At 67.9% G+C, this 12,463-nt stretch carries 16 protein-coding genes; 8 read left to right on the forward strand and 8 right to left on the reverse strand.

Annotation, left to right across the window (positions count from 1 at the left end):
* The first annotated feature begins 6 nt into the window (after positions 1–6).
* The 6 genes from CQ039_RS14155 (at position 7) to CQ039_RS14180 (ending at position 4,015) form a co-directional block, all read left to right on the forward strand.
* The gene (locus CQ039_RS14155; protein WP_105563742.1) at positions 7–306 is read left to right on the forward strand and encodes a hypothetical protein; all 300 of its coding nucleotides are present in this window, start codon (positions 7–9) and stop codon (positions 304–306) included.
* A gap of 17 nt (positions 307–323) precedes the next feature.
* Positions 324–779 (forward strand): COG3650 family protein, encoded by a 456-nt coding sequence (locus CQ039_RS14160; RefSeq protein WP_105563794.1) that lies wholly within the window; start codon positions 324–326, stop codon positions 777–779.
* Positions 780–872: 93 nt separating this feature from the next.
* Positions 873–2,006 (forward strand): acyltransferase, encoded by a 1,134-nt coding sequence (locus tag CQ039_RS14165; protein WP_105563741.1) that lies wholly within the window; start codon positions 873–875, stop codon positions 2,004–2,006.
* Positions 2,007–2,043: 37 nt separating this feature from the next.
* Positions 2,044–2,571, forward strand: a complete 528-nt coding sequence (locus CQ039_RS14170; protein ID WP_233194710.1) for a CHAP domain-containing protein — start codon at positions 2,044–2,046, stop codon at positions 2,569–2,571.
* A gap of 55 nt (positions 2,572–2,626) precedes the next feature.
* A complete protein-coding gene (locus CQ039_RS14175; RefSeq protein WP_233190241.1) occupies positions 2,627–3,472 on the forward strand; it encodes a tryptophan 2,3-dioxygenase in 846 nt (281 codons plus the stop codon).
* Positions 3,473–3,529: 57 nt separating this feature from the next.
* Positions 3,530–4,015: a PA2169 family four-helix-bundle protein gene (locus tag CQ039_RS14180; RefSeq protein WP_105563739.1), complete on the forward strand. Its 486-nt coding sequence runs from the start codon at positions 3,530–3,532 to the stop codon at positions 4,013–4,015.
* A gap of 321 nt (positions 4,016–4,336) precedes the next feature.
* On the opposite strand, the gene rplS is transcribed toward CQ039_RS14180, so the two are convergent.
* The 4 genes from rplS to CQ039_RS14200 all read right to left on the reverse strand — a co-directional run bounded on the left by rplS (position 4,337) and on the right by CQ039_RS14200 (position 9,143).
* Entirely contained in the window at positions 4,337–4,759 is a 423-nt protein-coding gene (rplS, locus tag CQ039_RS14185) for a 50S ribosomal protein L19 (protein ID WP_105563738.1), read from the reverse strand.
* Positions 4,760–4,761: 2 nt separating this feature from the next.
* Positions 4,762–5,514, reverse strand: a complete 753-nt coding sequence (gene trmD / locus CQ039_RS14190) for a tRNA (guanosine(37)-N1)-methyltransferase TrmD (protein ID WP_105563737.1) — start codon at positions 5,512–5,514, stop codon at positions 4,762–4,764.
* A 38-nt stretch (positions 5,515–5,552) separates the two neighbouring features.
* Positions 5,553–7,394 carry a DUF885 family protein gene (locus CQ039_RS14195; protein WP_105563736.1) on the reverse strand — a complete coding sequence of 614 codons (1,842 nt, stop codon included), beginning with the start codon at positions 7,392–7,394 and terminating at the stop codon, positions 5,553–5,555.
* Between the two features lie 84 nt (positions 7,395–7,478).
* Positions 7,479–9,143 (reverse strand): thiamine pyrophosphate-binding protein, encoded by a 1,665-nt coding sequence (locus CQ039_RS14200; RefSeq protein ID WP_105563735.1) that lies wholly within the window; start codon positions 9,141–9,143, stop codon positions 7,479–7,481.
* 99 nt (positions 9,144–9,242) lie between these two features.
* Here CQ039_RS14200 and CQ039_RS14205 point away from each other — a divergent pair, with 99 nt between their 5' ends.
* On the forward strand, positions 9,243–9,380 hold the full coding sequence (locus tag CQ039_RS14205) for an entericidin A/B family lipoprotein (protein ID WP_105563734.1): 138 nt from the start codon (positions 9,243–9,245) through the stop codon (positions 9,378–9,380).
* A gap of 97 nt (positions 9,381–9,477) precedes the next feature.
* Positions 9,478–9,882 (forward strand): YidB family protein, encoded by a 405-nt coding sequence (locus tag CQ039_RS14210; RefSeq protein ID WP_105563733.1) that lies wholly within the window; start codon positions 9,478–9,480, stop codon positions 9,880–9,882.
* A gap of 2 nt (positions 9,883–9,884) precedes the next feature.
* On the opposite strand, the gene truA is transcribed toward CQ039_RS14210, so the two are convergent.
* Genes truA through def form a run of 4 tightly spaced genes read right to left on the reverse strand, consistent with a single transcriptional unit; the run spans position 9,885 to position 12,372 of the window.
* Positions 9,885–10,634 carry a tRNA pseudouridine(38-40) synthase TruA gene (gene truA / locus CQ039_RS14215; RefSeq protein WP_105563732.1) on the reverse strand — a complete coding sequence of 250 codons (750 nt, stop codon included), beginning with the start codon at positions 10,632–10,634 and terminating at the stop codon, positions 9,885–9,887.
* Complete coding sequence (fmt, locus tag CQ039_RS14220; protein WP_105563731.1) at positions 10,634–11,557, reverse strand: methionyl-tRNA formyltransferase; 924 nt, start codon at positions 11,555–11,557, stop codon at positions 10,634–10,636. The genes truA and fmt overlap by 1 nt, the downstream gene beginning before the upstream one ends.
* A 27-nt stretch (positions 11,558–11,584) precedes the next feature.
* Complete coding sequence (locus CQ039_RS14225; RefSeq protein ID WP_105563730.1) at positions 11,585–11,800, reverse strand: hypothetical protein; 216 nt, start codon at positions 11,798–11,800, stop codon at positions 11,585–11,587.
* The gene (gene def / locus CQ039_RS14230) at positions 11,800–12,372 is read right to left on the reverse strand and encodes a peptide deformylase (RefSeq protein WP_105563729.1); all 573 of its coding nucleotides are present in this window, start codon (positions 12,370–12,372) and stop codon (positions 11,800–11,802) included. Before def ends, CQ039_RS14225 begins: the two co-directional genes overlap by 1 nt.
* Positions 12,373–12,463: the final 91 nt, after the last annotated feature.

Below are 12,463 nucleotides of genomic sequence, written 5' to 3' on the forward strand. Positions count from 1 at the left end.
GAAACGATGAAAACACCCCGGGCCGAGGGTCGTGCAGGACGCTTCCTGCTCGCGCTCGGCCTGGCGGTCGTCATCGCCGCCGTCGCCACGCTTGGCCTGGCCGGATACTGGCGACTGATCGGCGGCGGCCCCATGTCCATCCACGGCTGGATCGCCATGGGGCTGGGCGTGCTGGGAACGGTCGGTCTGGCCTGGTTGCTGATGAGCCTGGCCTTCCGTTCGGATCGCGAAGGCTGGGACGACCAGGTCGACAACCGACTGGACCCCGGCCGGGAAGAAGCCGACAACGACGATCTCGATTATTGACCTTCCCGGAGCCCGCCATGCGTCTCGCCCTGCTGCTGTCCGCCGCCTCGGCCATGGCCGCCCTGACGGCCTGCTCGCAACCGGCGGCTGAAAAGACGCCCGCCGCCCCGGCTGAGGCCCGCACCCTGGCTGGCGTCGATCTGGATCAACCGCTGCGCGTGCTGGGCACGGAGCCCTTCTGGGCTGTCGAGATCACGCCTGCCGGCCTGACCTATTCCGGTGTCGACCGCCCCGAGCAGAAGGCCGCCAACCCCGGCCCGGCGCTGCAAGGCACCGTCGCCGTCTGGACCGCCGAGACCGAGGCCAAGACGCCGCTGGTCGTCACCCTGACGGCGACCGACTGCTCTGACGGCATGAGCGACCGCACCTATCCCCTGACCGCCAAGGTCGAGATCGGAGCCGAGAGCCTGACCGGCTGCGCCGCCGCCGTCGCGGCGATCGAGAAGGCCGGTGAAAGCGGCCGGGTCGAGTAGGCCGCCCCCGTCCACCCGGCTGGCGCCGGACTTGCTGCTGAACCGACTGGCCGGTTAACGCTTCCCAAAGCGGTGCTATTTCATGGTGGCCGCATGACCCCGGTTCAGACGCCTGTCGATCTTCGTCCACTGACCGCCCTGCGGTTCATGGCGGCCCTGTGGGTCGCCTTCTACACCTTCTGGCCCAATCTGGACGTCGGCTTCCTGCCGAACCTGGCGGCCAAGGGCTATCTGGGCGTCGAGCTCTTCTTCGTCCTGTCGGGCTTCATTCTCAGCCACGTCTATCTGCACGCCTTCGCCGAGAAGCGGTTCTCCTATCGCGGCTTCCTGTGGGCGCGGATCGCGCGGGTCTATCCGCTGCACCTCTTCACCCTGCTGGGCGTCATGGCCCTGGGCCTGGCGGCGGTCGTCGTCGGCATGAGCATCGACGACAGCGTCCTGAGCTGGAAAACCCTGCCCGCCCACCTGCTGATGGTTCACGCCTGGGGTTTCGCCAGCGAAGCAGGCTGGAACCACCCCTCCTGGTCGATCTCGGCGGAATGGTTCGCCTATCTGGCCTTCCCCCTGTTCGCCCTGGCGGCCTGGCCGCTGAGGAAACGGCCGTGGATCGCTGCCGCAGGGGCGGCGGTCTTCCTGATGGGTCTCTATGCGGCCTTCGAGCGTCTGGCAGGCTTCCCCCTGACAGAAGCCACCTTCCGCTGGGGGGCGCTCAGGATCGTGCCCTGCTTCGCCTATGGCTGCGCCCTCTATCTGGTCTATCGCCGCGCGCCTCTGCCCCGCGCCGGGCTGCTGGCCCTGCTGGCCGCCGTCGTCATGATCGCCTCGGCCTCGGTCCTGGCCTGGGACGCCGTTACCGTTCTGGCCGCCGGTCTGCTGATCCTGGCCCTGGCCTCCATCCCCCACGGCAAGGCGGGCTGGCTCGGCTCCAAGCCCGCCGTCTACCTCGGCGAGATCAGCTACTCGGTCTATATGGTCTGCGCCCCGTGGCAGATTCTGGCGGTCAATCTCGCCGCCCGGGCGACCGGGGCTGAGGACAAGCGACTTCACGTTCTCGTGTGGTTGGGGATCGTTCTGGGCCTGATCGTTGCTGCCGCCGCCACCTATCACCTGATCGAACGCCCGGCCCGAAAGGCCCTGCGCGGGATGGCCCAGCGACGACGGGCGCCTGTGGATCAGACGGCGAAACAGTCGGAAACGGTTCTTCAACCTTCGGACACTATCGTCTAAGGCTTGGTCCGCGTTTTAGTCGGGAGCACGCCAGATGATGAAACGGCTCACAGCCGCCGCGGTTGCGGCGACCCTTGGGTTCTTTGCAATCGGTCCTGCGCCGGCCAAGGCTGACGACCCCTACTGGCAATGCGTGACCTTCGCCCGCATGTTCTCGGGCATCAACATCTTCGGCGACGCCTGGACCTGGTGGCGTCAGGCGGTCGATAAGTTCCGCACCGGCCGCGCCCCGGAAACGGGCTCGGTTCTGGTCTTCCAGCCCAACGGCCGCATGGACAAGGGTCACGTCGCCGTCGTTTCCGACATCCTGACCGACCGCGTCATCCGCGTCACCCACGCCAACTGGGGCGGCAGCCGCGGCAAGGTCGAGGAGAACGTCACCGTGGTCGACGTCTCGTCCGCCGGAGATTGGAGCCGGGTCAAGGTCTGGTACAACCCGATCAACGCCCTGGGCACCACCGTCTATCCGACCTACGGCTTTGTCTACAAAGGGGCGCGCGACGCCTTCGACAACGGTCGCCAGATGGCCGCCAGCGCCGCCGCCGAGCCGCGCGCCGCCAACTGATTTTTCCGTCGCCTCCGGGCTGGCCCTTGCGGCCTGATCCGGCGATAGGTGGCGGATGACCGACGCAAAGAATGACATTCGCGGCCACTCGATCGAGACCGCCAAGCACGAGCCGGCCGGCATCACCTATGCCGGCTATCTGTCGCTCGACGACCTGCTGAGCGCCCAGCACCCGCGCTCGGACCAGCATGACGAGATGCTGTTCGTCATCATCCACCAGACCAAGGAACTGTGGCTCAAGCAGATCCTGCACGAGATGGCCCTGGCCCAGAGCCTAATCCGCGCCGGCGACCTGGTCCCCGCCTACAAGAGCCTGGCCCGCGTCAGCCGCATCCAGGCCGTGATGACCCAGAGCTGGGACATCCTGGCCACCATGACCCCGTCCGACTATCTGAAGTTCCGCGGCGACCTGGGCGCCAGCTCGGGCTTCCAGAGCGACCAGTTCCGCCGCCTGGAAACCATGCTGGGCCTCAAGGACCCGCGCTTCCTGCGCTTCCACGTCGAACGGCCCGAGGCCCATGCGGCCCTGGTCGCGGCCATGGAGGCCCCCAGCCTCTATGACGACGCCCTGCGCCAACTGTCGCTGGCCGGCCTGCCCGTCCCCGCCGAGGTGCTGAACCGCGACGTCAGCCAGACCTATGAGCCGTCCGAGGGCGTCGAGGCCGCCTGGCTGGAGGTCTACCGCGACACAGAGCGCTGGTGGCCCCTGTATCAACTGGCTGAGAAGCTGGTCGATCTGGACGACGCCCTGCTGACCTGGCGCCACAAGCACGTGGTGACGGTCGAGCGCATCATCGGCCGCCGTCAGGGCACCGGCGGCACCGACGGCGTCGGCTATCTGGTCGAGACACTGAAACGCCGCTGCTTCCCCGAACTGTGGTCGCTGCGCACCAAGCTGTAGTCGGGCAACCTTCGCCGCTGGCGCGGGTTTCACCTGCGTCAGCCAAGGAGGTTTCTGGTGAGCAGCCCCAACAGTCATGACATCAAGGTTCTGAACGGTCTGGCCGAGGGCCTGATCGACAGCGCCGACGGCTATGCCGAGGCGGCGGCCGAGACATCGGACCCGCGCTATCGCGACCTGTTCGTGCGCCGCAGCGAGGAACGACGCCGCGTCGGGGCTGACCTGCAGGCAGCGGTGCGCGGCATGGGCGGCCATCCCGAGGACGAGGGCTCTATCCTGGCCAAGGCCCAGCGCGCCTTCATGGACATCAAGCACGCCCTGATGCGGGACGAGGCCTCGGTCGTCGGCTCGATCGAGAGCGGCGAAGCCCACCTGCAGGCCCGCTTCGACCGCGCCCTGTCCGACGAAGCCCTGTCAGCCACCACCCGCGAAACCATCCGCCGCGCCCACGCCGCTGTCAGAGCCGGCCACGAAGAGATGCACGTCCTGCGCCGCAGCCTTGAAGGCCAGCACGACGCAGATAATCCGCTGTATCCGCAGTAGGGCGCAGCAATCTCCCTCCCCTTCATGGGGAGGGTGGTCGCGTAGCGACCGGGTGGGGAGGGCGTGGCGATGCGGAACTCGGCGCTTGAATAGCCTGGCCGCCCCCACCCGTCTGACGCTGCGCGTCAGCCACCCTCCCCCAAGTGGGAGGGAGAAGGTCGCGCTCAAGCAGCGTGCCGCCGCGCGGCGCGCGATAGCGCCAAGAAGAATACCGCTCAAGCAGCGCGCCGCCGCTGCGGCGCGCGTTAGCGCCCTAAAATGACAAAGGCCCCGGCGTTTCCGCCGGGGCCTCGATCTTTTCAGCGCAGAGCCGAAGCTGGATTAAGCTTCGTCGCCCTTGTCGGCCGAACCGGTGACCGGAACGCTTGCGCCCTTGGCCGGACGAACCGTCTGGCGCTCGGCGATACGGGCCGACTTACCGCGGCGGTCGCGCAGGTAGTAGAGCTTGGCGCGACGGACGACGCCGCGACGCTTCACTTCGATGGAGTCGACGTTCGGCGACAGGATCGGGAAGCGACGCTCCACGCCTTCACCGAAGGAAATCTTGCGGACCGTGAAGGTCTCGTTGATGCCGCCGCTGTCGCGGGCGATGCAGACGCCTTCGAACGCCTGGATACGTTCGCGCTCGCCTTCCTTGATGCGCACGTTGACGCGCAGGGTGTCGCCCGGTTGGAAGTCGGGGATGGTCTTGCCTTCGAGCAGGCGGGCTTTTTCTTCTGCAGCGAGCTGCTGAACGATGTTCATATCTATTCTCCTCGGGCTTTAGCGCCCTTTGCCTTTGATTTGGCGGAGCCAGGCTCCGCAGTCGTCTTTGCAAGATGCGCCGCCCAGAGGTCCGGGCGCCGTTCCCGCGTCGTCTCTTCCCGCTGCGCCTCTCGCCATTGCGCGATCTTCTTGTGATCGCCCGACAGCAGCACCTCAGGAATGTCGTGCCCCTCGAACGTCCGCGGTCGCGTGTACTGCGGATGCTCCAGAAGACCGTTCTCAAAGCTTTCGGACGACAGGCTTTCAGCCGCGCCGAGAACACCGGGAACCAGTCGTACGCACGCCTCGATCGCCACCATGGCCGCCGCCTCGCCACCGGCGAGGACTGCGTTTCCGACGGAGATCTCCTCGAACCCGCGGGCGTCGAGCACCCGCTGGTCCACCCCCTCGAAACGACCGCAAAGCACGACGATTCCGTCGGCCTTGGCCCATTCCTTCACTCGCGCCTGCGTCAGGGGTCGACCGCGTGCGCTCATGTACAAAAGCGGCCGAGGCGGGCCTTCCAGACTATCTAAAGCCCGGGCCACCACGTCCGCTTTCAGCACCTGCCCAGGACCACCACCGGCAGGGGTGTCGTCCAGGAAGCCGCGCTTATCTTCGGAAAACGCCCGAATGTCCAGCGTCTGCAGATCCCACAGCCCCTTCTCGCGCCAGGCGGTGCCGATCAGCGACACGCCGAGCGGCCCAGGAAAGGCCTCGGGGAACATGGTCAGGACGGTGGCGGTAAAGGGCATGGCGGCCCTTTACCGCTCTCAGGCCCCGAAGGCGAGCCTCAGGCGACCGGCTTGCCGCCGCCCGCTGCGATCCAGGCGTTGACCTGGTCGGCCAGCACGTCCAGCGGCACCGAGCCGGAGCCCAGAACGACGGCGTGGAAGTCCTTGATGTCGAACCTGTCGCCCAGGGTCGCCTCTGCCTTGTGGCGCAGTTCCTCGATCTTCAGCTCGCCGATCTTGTAGCTGGTCGCCTGGCCGGGGTTGGTGATGTAGCGCTCGACCTCCTTGCCGATGTCGCGCTCCGACAGCAGGGAGTTCTGGCGGAAGTAGTCCATCGCCTGTTCGCGGCTCCAGCGCTTGGCGTGCAGGCCGGTGTCGGTCACCAGACGCACGGCGCGCCACAGCTCGGTCGAGAGGCGGCCGAAGTCGGAATAGGGATCCTGATAGAAGCCCATCTCCTTGCCCAGTTGCTCGGCGTACAGCCCCCAGCCCTCGGCATAGGCGCCGTAGCCGCCAAAGCGACGGAAGCGCGGCAGACCCTCGATCTCCTGGGCATAGGCGATCTGGAAGTGATGCCCCGGCGCGCCCTCGTGATAGCTGATGCCCTCGATCTGGGGCTTCAGCACCTGGGTCATGTCCGACAGGTTGACGTAGTAGATGCCCGGGCGCGAGCCGTCGGGCGCCGGCGAGTTGTAGAAGGCGATCGAGGCCGTCGCCTCGCGGAAGGGCTCGACCGCGCGCACCTCCAGCGCCGCCTTGGGCAGGGTCGAGAACCACTGGGGCGCCACCGCCATGACCTGGGCGATGAAGCCGCGGGCGTCGGTCAGATACTGCTCCTTGCCCTCCGGCGTGTTCGGATACTGGAAGCGCGGATCGGTCTTCAGGAAGACGAAGAAGTCCCGCAGCGAGCCGTCAAAGCCGACCTGGGTCTTGATGACCTCCATCTCGCGCTGGATGCGGGCCACCTCGTCCAGACCAATCTGATGGATCTGGTCGGCGGTCAGGTCCGTCGTGGTCGAGAGCTGCAGGCGGGCGTTGTAATAGGCCTCGCCGTTCGGCAGCCGCCAGACACCGGCGTCGCTGTCGGCCATCGGTTGGACCTCGGCCAAGGCTGTCAGGACCGTTTCGAAGCCCTGCTTGTAGGGGCCGGTCAGGGCGGCGCGGGCCGAGGCCAGCAGCCGGTCCTTGGTCGCCTGATCGGCCTCGAGCGCGGCGACCTTCTTCTGGAAATCGGCCCAGACCGGGTTGTCCGCGCCAGTATCGAAGGGGGCGCCGGTGATGACCGCGCGGGTGTTCTCGATCGAAGGCGCAAACACGAAGCGCGGCGAGACCACGCCCTCGGCGGCGCGCGCCTTCAGCGTCGTCGCGACCTGCCCCATGTAGCGCTCGGCCTCGGTGATGCGCGAGACATAGGCCTCGGCGTCCGAGACGCTGCTGATGCGATGGTTGTTGATGAGGAAGACCGGCAGGCTGGTGGTCGGGTTGCCGTTGGCGGCGAACTGGAAGTTCCAGTCGCGCCATTGGTTCGACAGGCGCGCCTGCTGCACGCCGTATTCGAACAGACGCCAGGACATCCTGCTCTGAGCGCTGAGCTTGGCCGGATCGAACTCGGCCTTCATCTGCGCCAGTTGCGCCTCTTGCAGGGCCAGCGAGCGCGCGGCGGCGGCGTCAGAAACGTCGTCCAGCTTGTCGTAGTCGGTCTTGATCCCCAGCGACGTCATCTGCTGCGGGCTCAGCGCGATACGCGCCTGGAAGGCCTGCTCGAAGAAGGCGTCGAGGCGGGCGTCCTCGCTTTGCGCCTGCGGCGAGATGGTGGCGGGCGCCGCAGTCTGGGCCATGGCGACAGGCGCGGCGGCACAAAGCGCCAGAACGGCGACGGACGAGATCAGAAAACGGCGCATGAAACCCCCTCGGAACTGCGAGGCGGCACTGTTCCCCCTGTCGGCGTCGGGCGCAAGCCGCCAGACGCCGCAGGGAGAGAGGCGTCAGGCCCCGCGCAGGTCGGTGATCGTGCGGCCCGGTGCGATCTGCTCGGCGTCGGTGATTAGGTGGATCAGCGCCGGACGACCGCCCGCCGCAGCGGCGCGCGCCGCCGTCAGGGCCGCCGGGAAGTCCTCGGTCGTCTCGCAACGCACGGCGAAGGCGTCAAAGGCCTCGGCGTATTTGACGAAATCGGGGTTCTTCAGCTCGGTGGCGATGACGCGGGCGGGGTATTCCCGCTCCTGGTGCATGCGGATGGTGCCGAAGGTGCCGTTGTCCACGACCACCACGATGACGCCCAGGCCGTACTGGGCGGCGGTGGCCATTTCATTGGCGCTCATCATGAAGTCGCCGTCGCCGGCGATGCAAACCACTTCGCGCGACGGATCAACCACCTTGGCCCCCAGCGCCGCCGGATAGCCATAGCCCATGGCGCCGGAGGTCGGAGCCAGTTGGGTCCGCCGGGCCTGATGGCGGTGGAAGCGGTGCAGCCAGGCGGCGAAATTGCCCGCGCCATTGGTCAGGATGGCGTCTTCCGGCAAGGCCTCAGCCAGATGGGCGATGACCTCGCTCATGTTGACCGCGCTCTTCACTTCGATCGGCGAAGAGAAGGCGACGAAGTCGGCGTGAGCGGCGGCGCCCTGATCGCTCCAGACGCGGCCCGGATCGATGGCCGACAGGGCCAGGGCGGCCAGAGAATTGTCAGAGGCCGCCGCCAGGGCGGGCGCCCAGACGCGGCCCAGTTCCTCAGCCCCCGGATGGATGTGGATCAGGGTCTCGGCGGTCTTGCTGCGGTCCAGCAGGGTGTAGCCTTGGGTCGGGTTCTCGCCCATGCGGGCGCCGATCACCAGCAACAGGTCAGCGGCCTTGACCCGCGCCACCAGCTTGGGGTTCGGGCCAAGGCCGAGGTCGCCCGCATAGCCGGGATGGTCGTTGCGGATCAGGTCCTTGCGGCGGAACGACAGGGCCAACGGCAGGCCAAGGCGTTCGGCCCAGGCGGAAATCGCGTCGGTGGCGGCGTCGCTCCAGCCCGAACCGCCGAGGATCAGCATCGGGCGTTCAGCGCGCGACAGGCGTTCGCGCACCTGCTCGACAAAGGCCGGGTCCAGCGCGGCCTTGGCGGCGACCACCGGGCGCACCGGGGCGGGGCCGCCGGCGTCATGCAGGATGTTCTCGGGCAGGGCCACGACCACCGGGCCCACGCGGCCTTGCAGGGCGGTGGCGAAGGCGCGTTCGACCACCTCGACGGTGCGTTCAGGGCTTTCGATCTCGGTCGCCCACTTGGCCAGACCGCCAAAGACCTCGCGGTAGTCGACCTCCTGGAAGGCGCCGCGGCCCCGGTCGGTCAGGGCGATCTGGCCAACGAACAGGATCATCGGCGTGGAGTCCTGATGCGCCGTATGCACGCCGATCGAGGCGTGGGTCGCGCCCGGTCCGCGCGTGACCATGCAGACGCCGGGCTTGCCCGTCAGCTTGCCATAGGCCTCGGCCATGTTGGCGGCGCCGGCCTCATGGCGGCAGACGATGACCTCGATCCGGTCGCGCACATCGGCCAGGGCGTCGAGCACGGCGAGATAGCTCTCGCCCGGCACACAGAAGACCTTGTCGACCCCGTTCATCACGAGGGTGTCGACCAGACGGCGGGCGGCGGTGTCGGGAGCTTGCGTCATGGTTTCGCCGTTAGCAGATTGAAGGATGAATTGGCCATGCAACCTTGTGGCCAAGCTTCACGTTGAAGCGCTCAATCGCCTTTTCTCGGGGAAATCTCCATGCGCAAGCTCATCGTCCTCGGCGTCATCGCCGCCGCCCTGACCACCGCCGCCTGCAACACCGTCGCCGGCGTCGGCCGCGATCTGGAAGCCGCCGGCCAGGCCGTGACGTCCAGCTCCAACTCGGCCCGCAACTAAGGGCCGCGCCGTCGGCGGGTTTGCGATCGTTTGCGATCCCGCCACAAAAGCGTAGCCTCGTTCCCTCAGACTGCCGGCTTCAACTCGGAGAACGACCATGGGACTTCTGGATAATGTGCTCGGCGGCCTCGGCGACGACGCTGCGGGCGGCCTGTCTGACCTGCTGAAGGGTCAGGGCGGCGTCGGCGGTCTGGTCGAGAAATTCGGCCAGAACGGCCTGGGCGACGTGGCGGCCTCGTGGATCGGCAAGGGCGGCAACACCGGCATCTCGGCCGAGCAGATCGCCTCGGTGCTCGGCTCCGGCCCCATCGCCGACTTCGCCGCCAAACTGGGCATTTCGCCGGAACAGGCCAGCGAGACCCTGGCCGGCCTGCTGCCGGAAGCCGTCGATCGCCTGACGCCGAACGGTTCGGCCGAGGGCGCCGACGACCTGCTCGGCGGTCTGCTGAACAACCTGCCGGGCGGCATCGGCGGCGCCCTGGGCGGCCTCTTCAAGCGCTGAGGTCAGGCCTCGGCCTCATAGGTGACGCCCGTCAAATAAAGACCGTCTGACGGCGCCACCGCGCCGCAGCGCGCGCGATCCTTGGCGGCCAGGGCGTCGGCTAGGTCGGACTCGGCCCAGCGGCCCAGCCCGACCTCGGCCAGACTGCCGGCCATCGAGCGCACCTGACGGTGCAGGAAGCTGCGCGCCTCGAACACCAGATGCACTTCCTCTCCGACGCGGCTGACGCGGGCCACGTCCAGCGTCTTGACCGGACTCGCCGACTGGCACTGGGCGTCGCGGAAGGTGGTGAAGTCGTGCAGGCCGATCAGGCTCTGCGCCGCCGCCTGCATGGCCTCGGCGTCCAGCGGCTTCTTGACGTGCCAGACCCGGCCTCGATCCAGAGCCGGGCGGCCCGGCCGGTTGAGGATGCGATACAGATACTTTCGCCCATTGGCGGTGAAGCGGGCGTGCCAGTCGTCGCTGACGGGGGCGCAGTCCAGCACCGCCACCGCCTCGTGCATCAGATGGGCGTTCAGGGCGTTCATCACCGTCCGCGCCGGCCAATCCTTGTCCAGATCGACGTGGCAGGTCTGGCCCGTGGCGTGGACGCCGGTGTCGGTGCGCCCGGCGGCGGCGATGCGCACGGTCTGGCCGGAAAAGGCCGTCACCGCCGTCTCGATGGCGCCCTGCACCGTCGGTTGGCCCCTCTGGGCCTGAAAGCCGTTGTAGGCCGAGCCGTCGTATTCGACGGTGAAGCGGTAGCGGGGCATCAGCCGAGCTGGGTTCCGGCCGGAACCGGGAAGCCCCGCAGCATCTCTTCGGCGGATTGCGCCGCCTTGCCGGGACGCTGCACGCGGCTCAGACGCACCGCGCCGGTTCCGCAGGCCACGGTCAGGGCATCGTCCAGCACCTGACCGGGCGCGCCCTGACCGTCTGCCAACGCCGACATCAGGGCCTTGATGCGCACCGGCTCGCCGTCGGCCTGAACCTCGAACCAGGCGCCGGGGAAGGGCGACAGGCCGCGAATATGGGCGTCCACCTCGGCGGCCGGGCGCGTCCAGTCGATGCGGGCCTCGGCGGGGGTGATCTTCTTGGCGTAGGTCGCTTCGCCCGTCTGCTCGGTCTCGGTGAAGCCGCCGCGCTCGATGGCCGCCAGGGCGCGGGGCCAAAGGGCGGCGCCCAAATGGGCCATGCGTTCGGTAAGCGAGGCTGCGGTGTCGTCGGCGTAGATGTCCATGACCTCGGACAGGATGATCGCGCCTTCGTCCAGGCCCTCGCTCATTCGCATGATCTGGGCGCCGGTCTGGCGGTCGCCGGCCATGATGGCGCGCTGGATCGGGGCGGCCCCGCGCCAACGCGGCAGCAGCGAACCGTGCAGGTTGAAGCAGCCCAGACGGGGCGCCTCCAGCACGTCAGGTTTCAGGATCTGGCCGTAGGCGACGACGCAGGCGGCGTCGAGTTCCAGGCTGCGGAAGGTGTCGATGGCCTCAGGGGCCTTCATGCTCTCGGGCGTGAAGACCGGCAGGCCCATGGCCTCGGCGAAGGCGTGAACCGGCGACGGCGTCAGCTTCTGCCCCCGGCCCTTGGGGCGCGGCGGTTGCGAATAGACGGCGACGATCTCGTGTCCCGAGGCGATCAGCTCGGCCAGTGACGGCACGGCGAAGTCGGGAGTTCCCATGAAGGCTAGGCGCATGGTCCCGCCTTTAGACCGTGGGGCGGATTACATCCAGCGCGTATAGACGCCGCCGCCCTCGTCCCACTCGCCGCCCGCATCCAGGGCGTCGTCGAAATCGAGCAGACGATCCAGCAGCAAGCCCGCCACCACGCCGACAGCGGCGACGGCGACGATGGTGGCCAGACTGGCGGCGCCGACCTTCTGGTTGCGGGTCAGGCGGCGACGACCGCGCGGGTCGATGATCGTGGTCTTGCGGGCCATCAGGCGGCGAGCCTTGCGTTCTTCTTGACCTTGGCCACGGCGCGTTCACGGCGCAGGCGCGACAGGTGGTCGATGAAGAGGACGCCGTTCAGGTGGTCCAGTTCGTGTTGGAAACAGACGGCGTAGAGACCCTCGATCTCTTCTTCGATCTGCTGGCCCGTGTAGTCCATATAGCGGACGCGGACGCGGGCAGGGCGCTCGACGGCGTCGAAATATTCCGGCACCGACAGGCAGCCCTCCTCATAGGAGAACATCTCGTCCGAGGCCCAGACGACCTCCGGGTTGACGAAGTAGCGTGGGTTGCGGCGCGCCAGGGCGTCTTCCTCGGTTTCCGGCTCGTCCGGCTGGCCCTCGACGACCTTGTCGCCCAGGTCCATGACCACGACGCGCTTCAGCTCGCCTATCTGGGCGGCGGCCAGGCCGATGCCCGGCGCAGCGTACATGGTCTCCAGCATGTCGTCCATGAGGGCGCGCAGCGCGTCGGTCACGCCGCCTTCGACGGGCGGGGAGACGGCCTTGAGGATCGCCAGGTCGGCGGCGTTATCGATGGTCAGGATGCGACGAATAGCCATGGCCCGCAGGTAGGGTGCAAGCGGTCAAACGTCAAGAATTACCGAGTGCGGCGCTTGGTCTTGTCCCGGCGCCGCACCCGTATGCGAAGAG

The sequence above is a fragment of the Brevundimonas sp. MYb52 genome (assembly GCF_002979535.1).
Lineage (GTDB): Bacteria > Pseudomonadota > Alphaproteobacteria > Caulobacterales > Caulobacteraceae > Brevundimonas.

Excerpts from the sequence above, each read along its gene's own strand:
- CQ039_RS14155 (WP_105563742.1), top strand. The coding sequence starts at position 7 with ATGAAAACACCCCGGGCCGAGGGTCGTGCAGGACGCTTCCTGCTCGCG.
- CQ039_RS14160 (WP_105563794.1), top strand. The coding sequence starts at position 324 with ATGCGTCTCGCCCTGCTGCTGTCCGCCGCCTCGGCCATGGCCGCCCTG.
- CQ039_RS14165 (WP_105563741.1), top strand. The coding sequence starts at position 873 with ATGACCCCGGTTCAGACGCCTGTCGATCTTCGTCCACTGACCGCCCTG.
- CQ039_RS14170 (WP_233194710.1), top strand. The coding sequence starts at position 2,044 with ATGAAACGGCTCACAGCCGCCGCGGTTGCGGCGACCCTTGGGTTCTTT.
- CQ039_RS14175 (WP_233190241.1), top strand. The coding sequence starts at position 2,627 with ATGACCGACGCAAAGAATGACATTCGCGGCCACTCGATCGAGACCGCC.
- rplS (WP_105563738.1), bottom strand. The coding sequence starts at position 4,759 with ATGAACATCGTTCAGCAGCTCGCTGCAGAAGAAAAAGCCCGCCTGCTC.
- trmD (WP_105563737.1), bottom strand. The coding sequence starts at position 5,514 with ATGCCCTTTACCGCCACCGTCCTGACCATGTTCCCCGAGGCCTTTCCT.
- CQ039_RS14195 (WP_105563736.1), bottom strand. The coding sequence starts at position 7,394 with ATGCGCCGTTTTCTGATCTCGTCCGTCGCCGTTCTGGCGCTTTGTGCC.
- CQ039_RS14200 (WP_105563735.1), bottom strand. The coding sequence starts at position 9,143 with ATGACGCAAGCTCCCGACACCGCCGCCCGCCGTCTGGTCGACACCCTC.
- CQ039_RS14205 (WP_105563734.1), top strand. The coding sequence starts at position 9,243 with ATGCGCAAGCTCATCGTCCTCGGCGTCATCGCCGCCGCCCTGACCACC.
- CQ039_RS14210 (WP_105563733.1), top strand. The coding sequence starts at position 9,478 with ATGGGACTTCTGGATAATGTGCTCGGCGGCCTCGGCGACGACGCTGCG.
- truA (WP_105563732.1), bottom strand. The coding sequence starts at position 10,634 with ATGCCCCGCTACCGCTTCACCGTCGAATACGACGGCTCGGCCTACAAC.
- fmt (WP_105563731.1), bottom strand. The coding sequence starts at position 11,557 with ATGCGCCTAGCCTTCATGGGAACTCCCGACTTCGCCGTGCCGTCACTG.
- CQ039_RS14225 (WP_105563730.1), bottom strand. The coding sequence starts at position 11,800 with ATGGCCCGCAAGACCACGATCATCGACCCGCGCGGTCGTCGCCGCCTG.
- def (WP_105563729.1), bottom strand. The coding sequence starts at position 12,372 with ATGGCTATTCGTCGCATCCTGACCATCGATAACGCCGCCGACCTGGCG.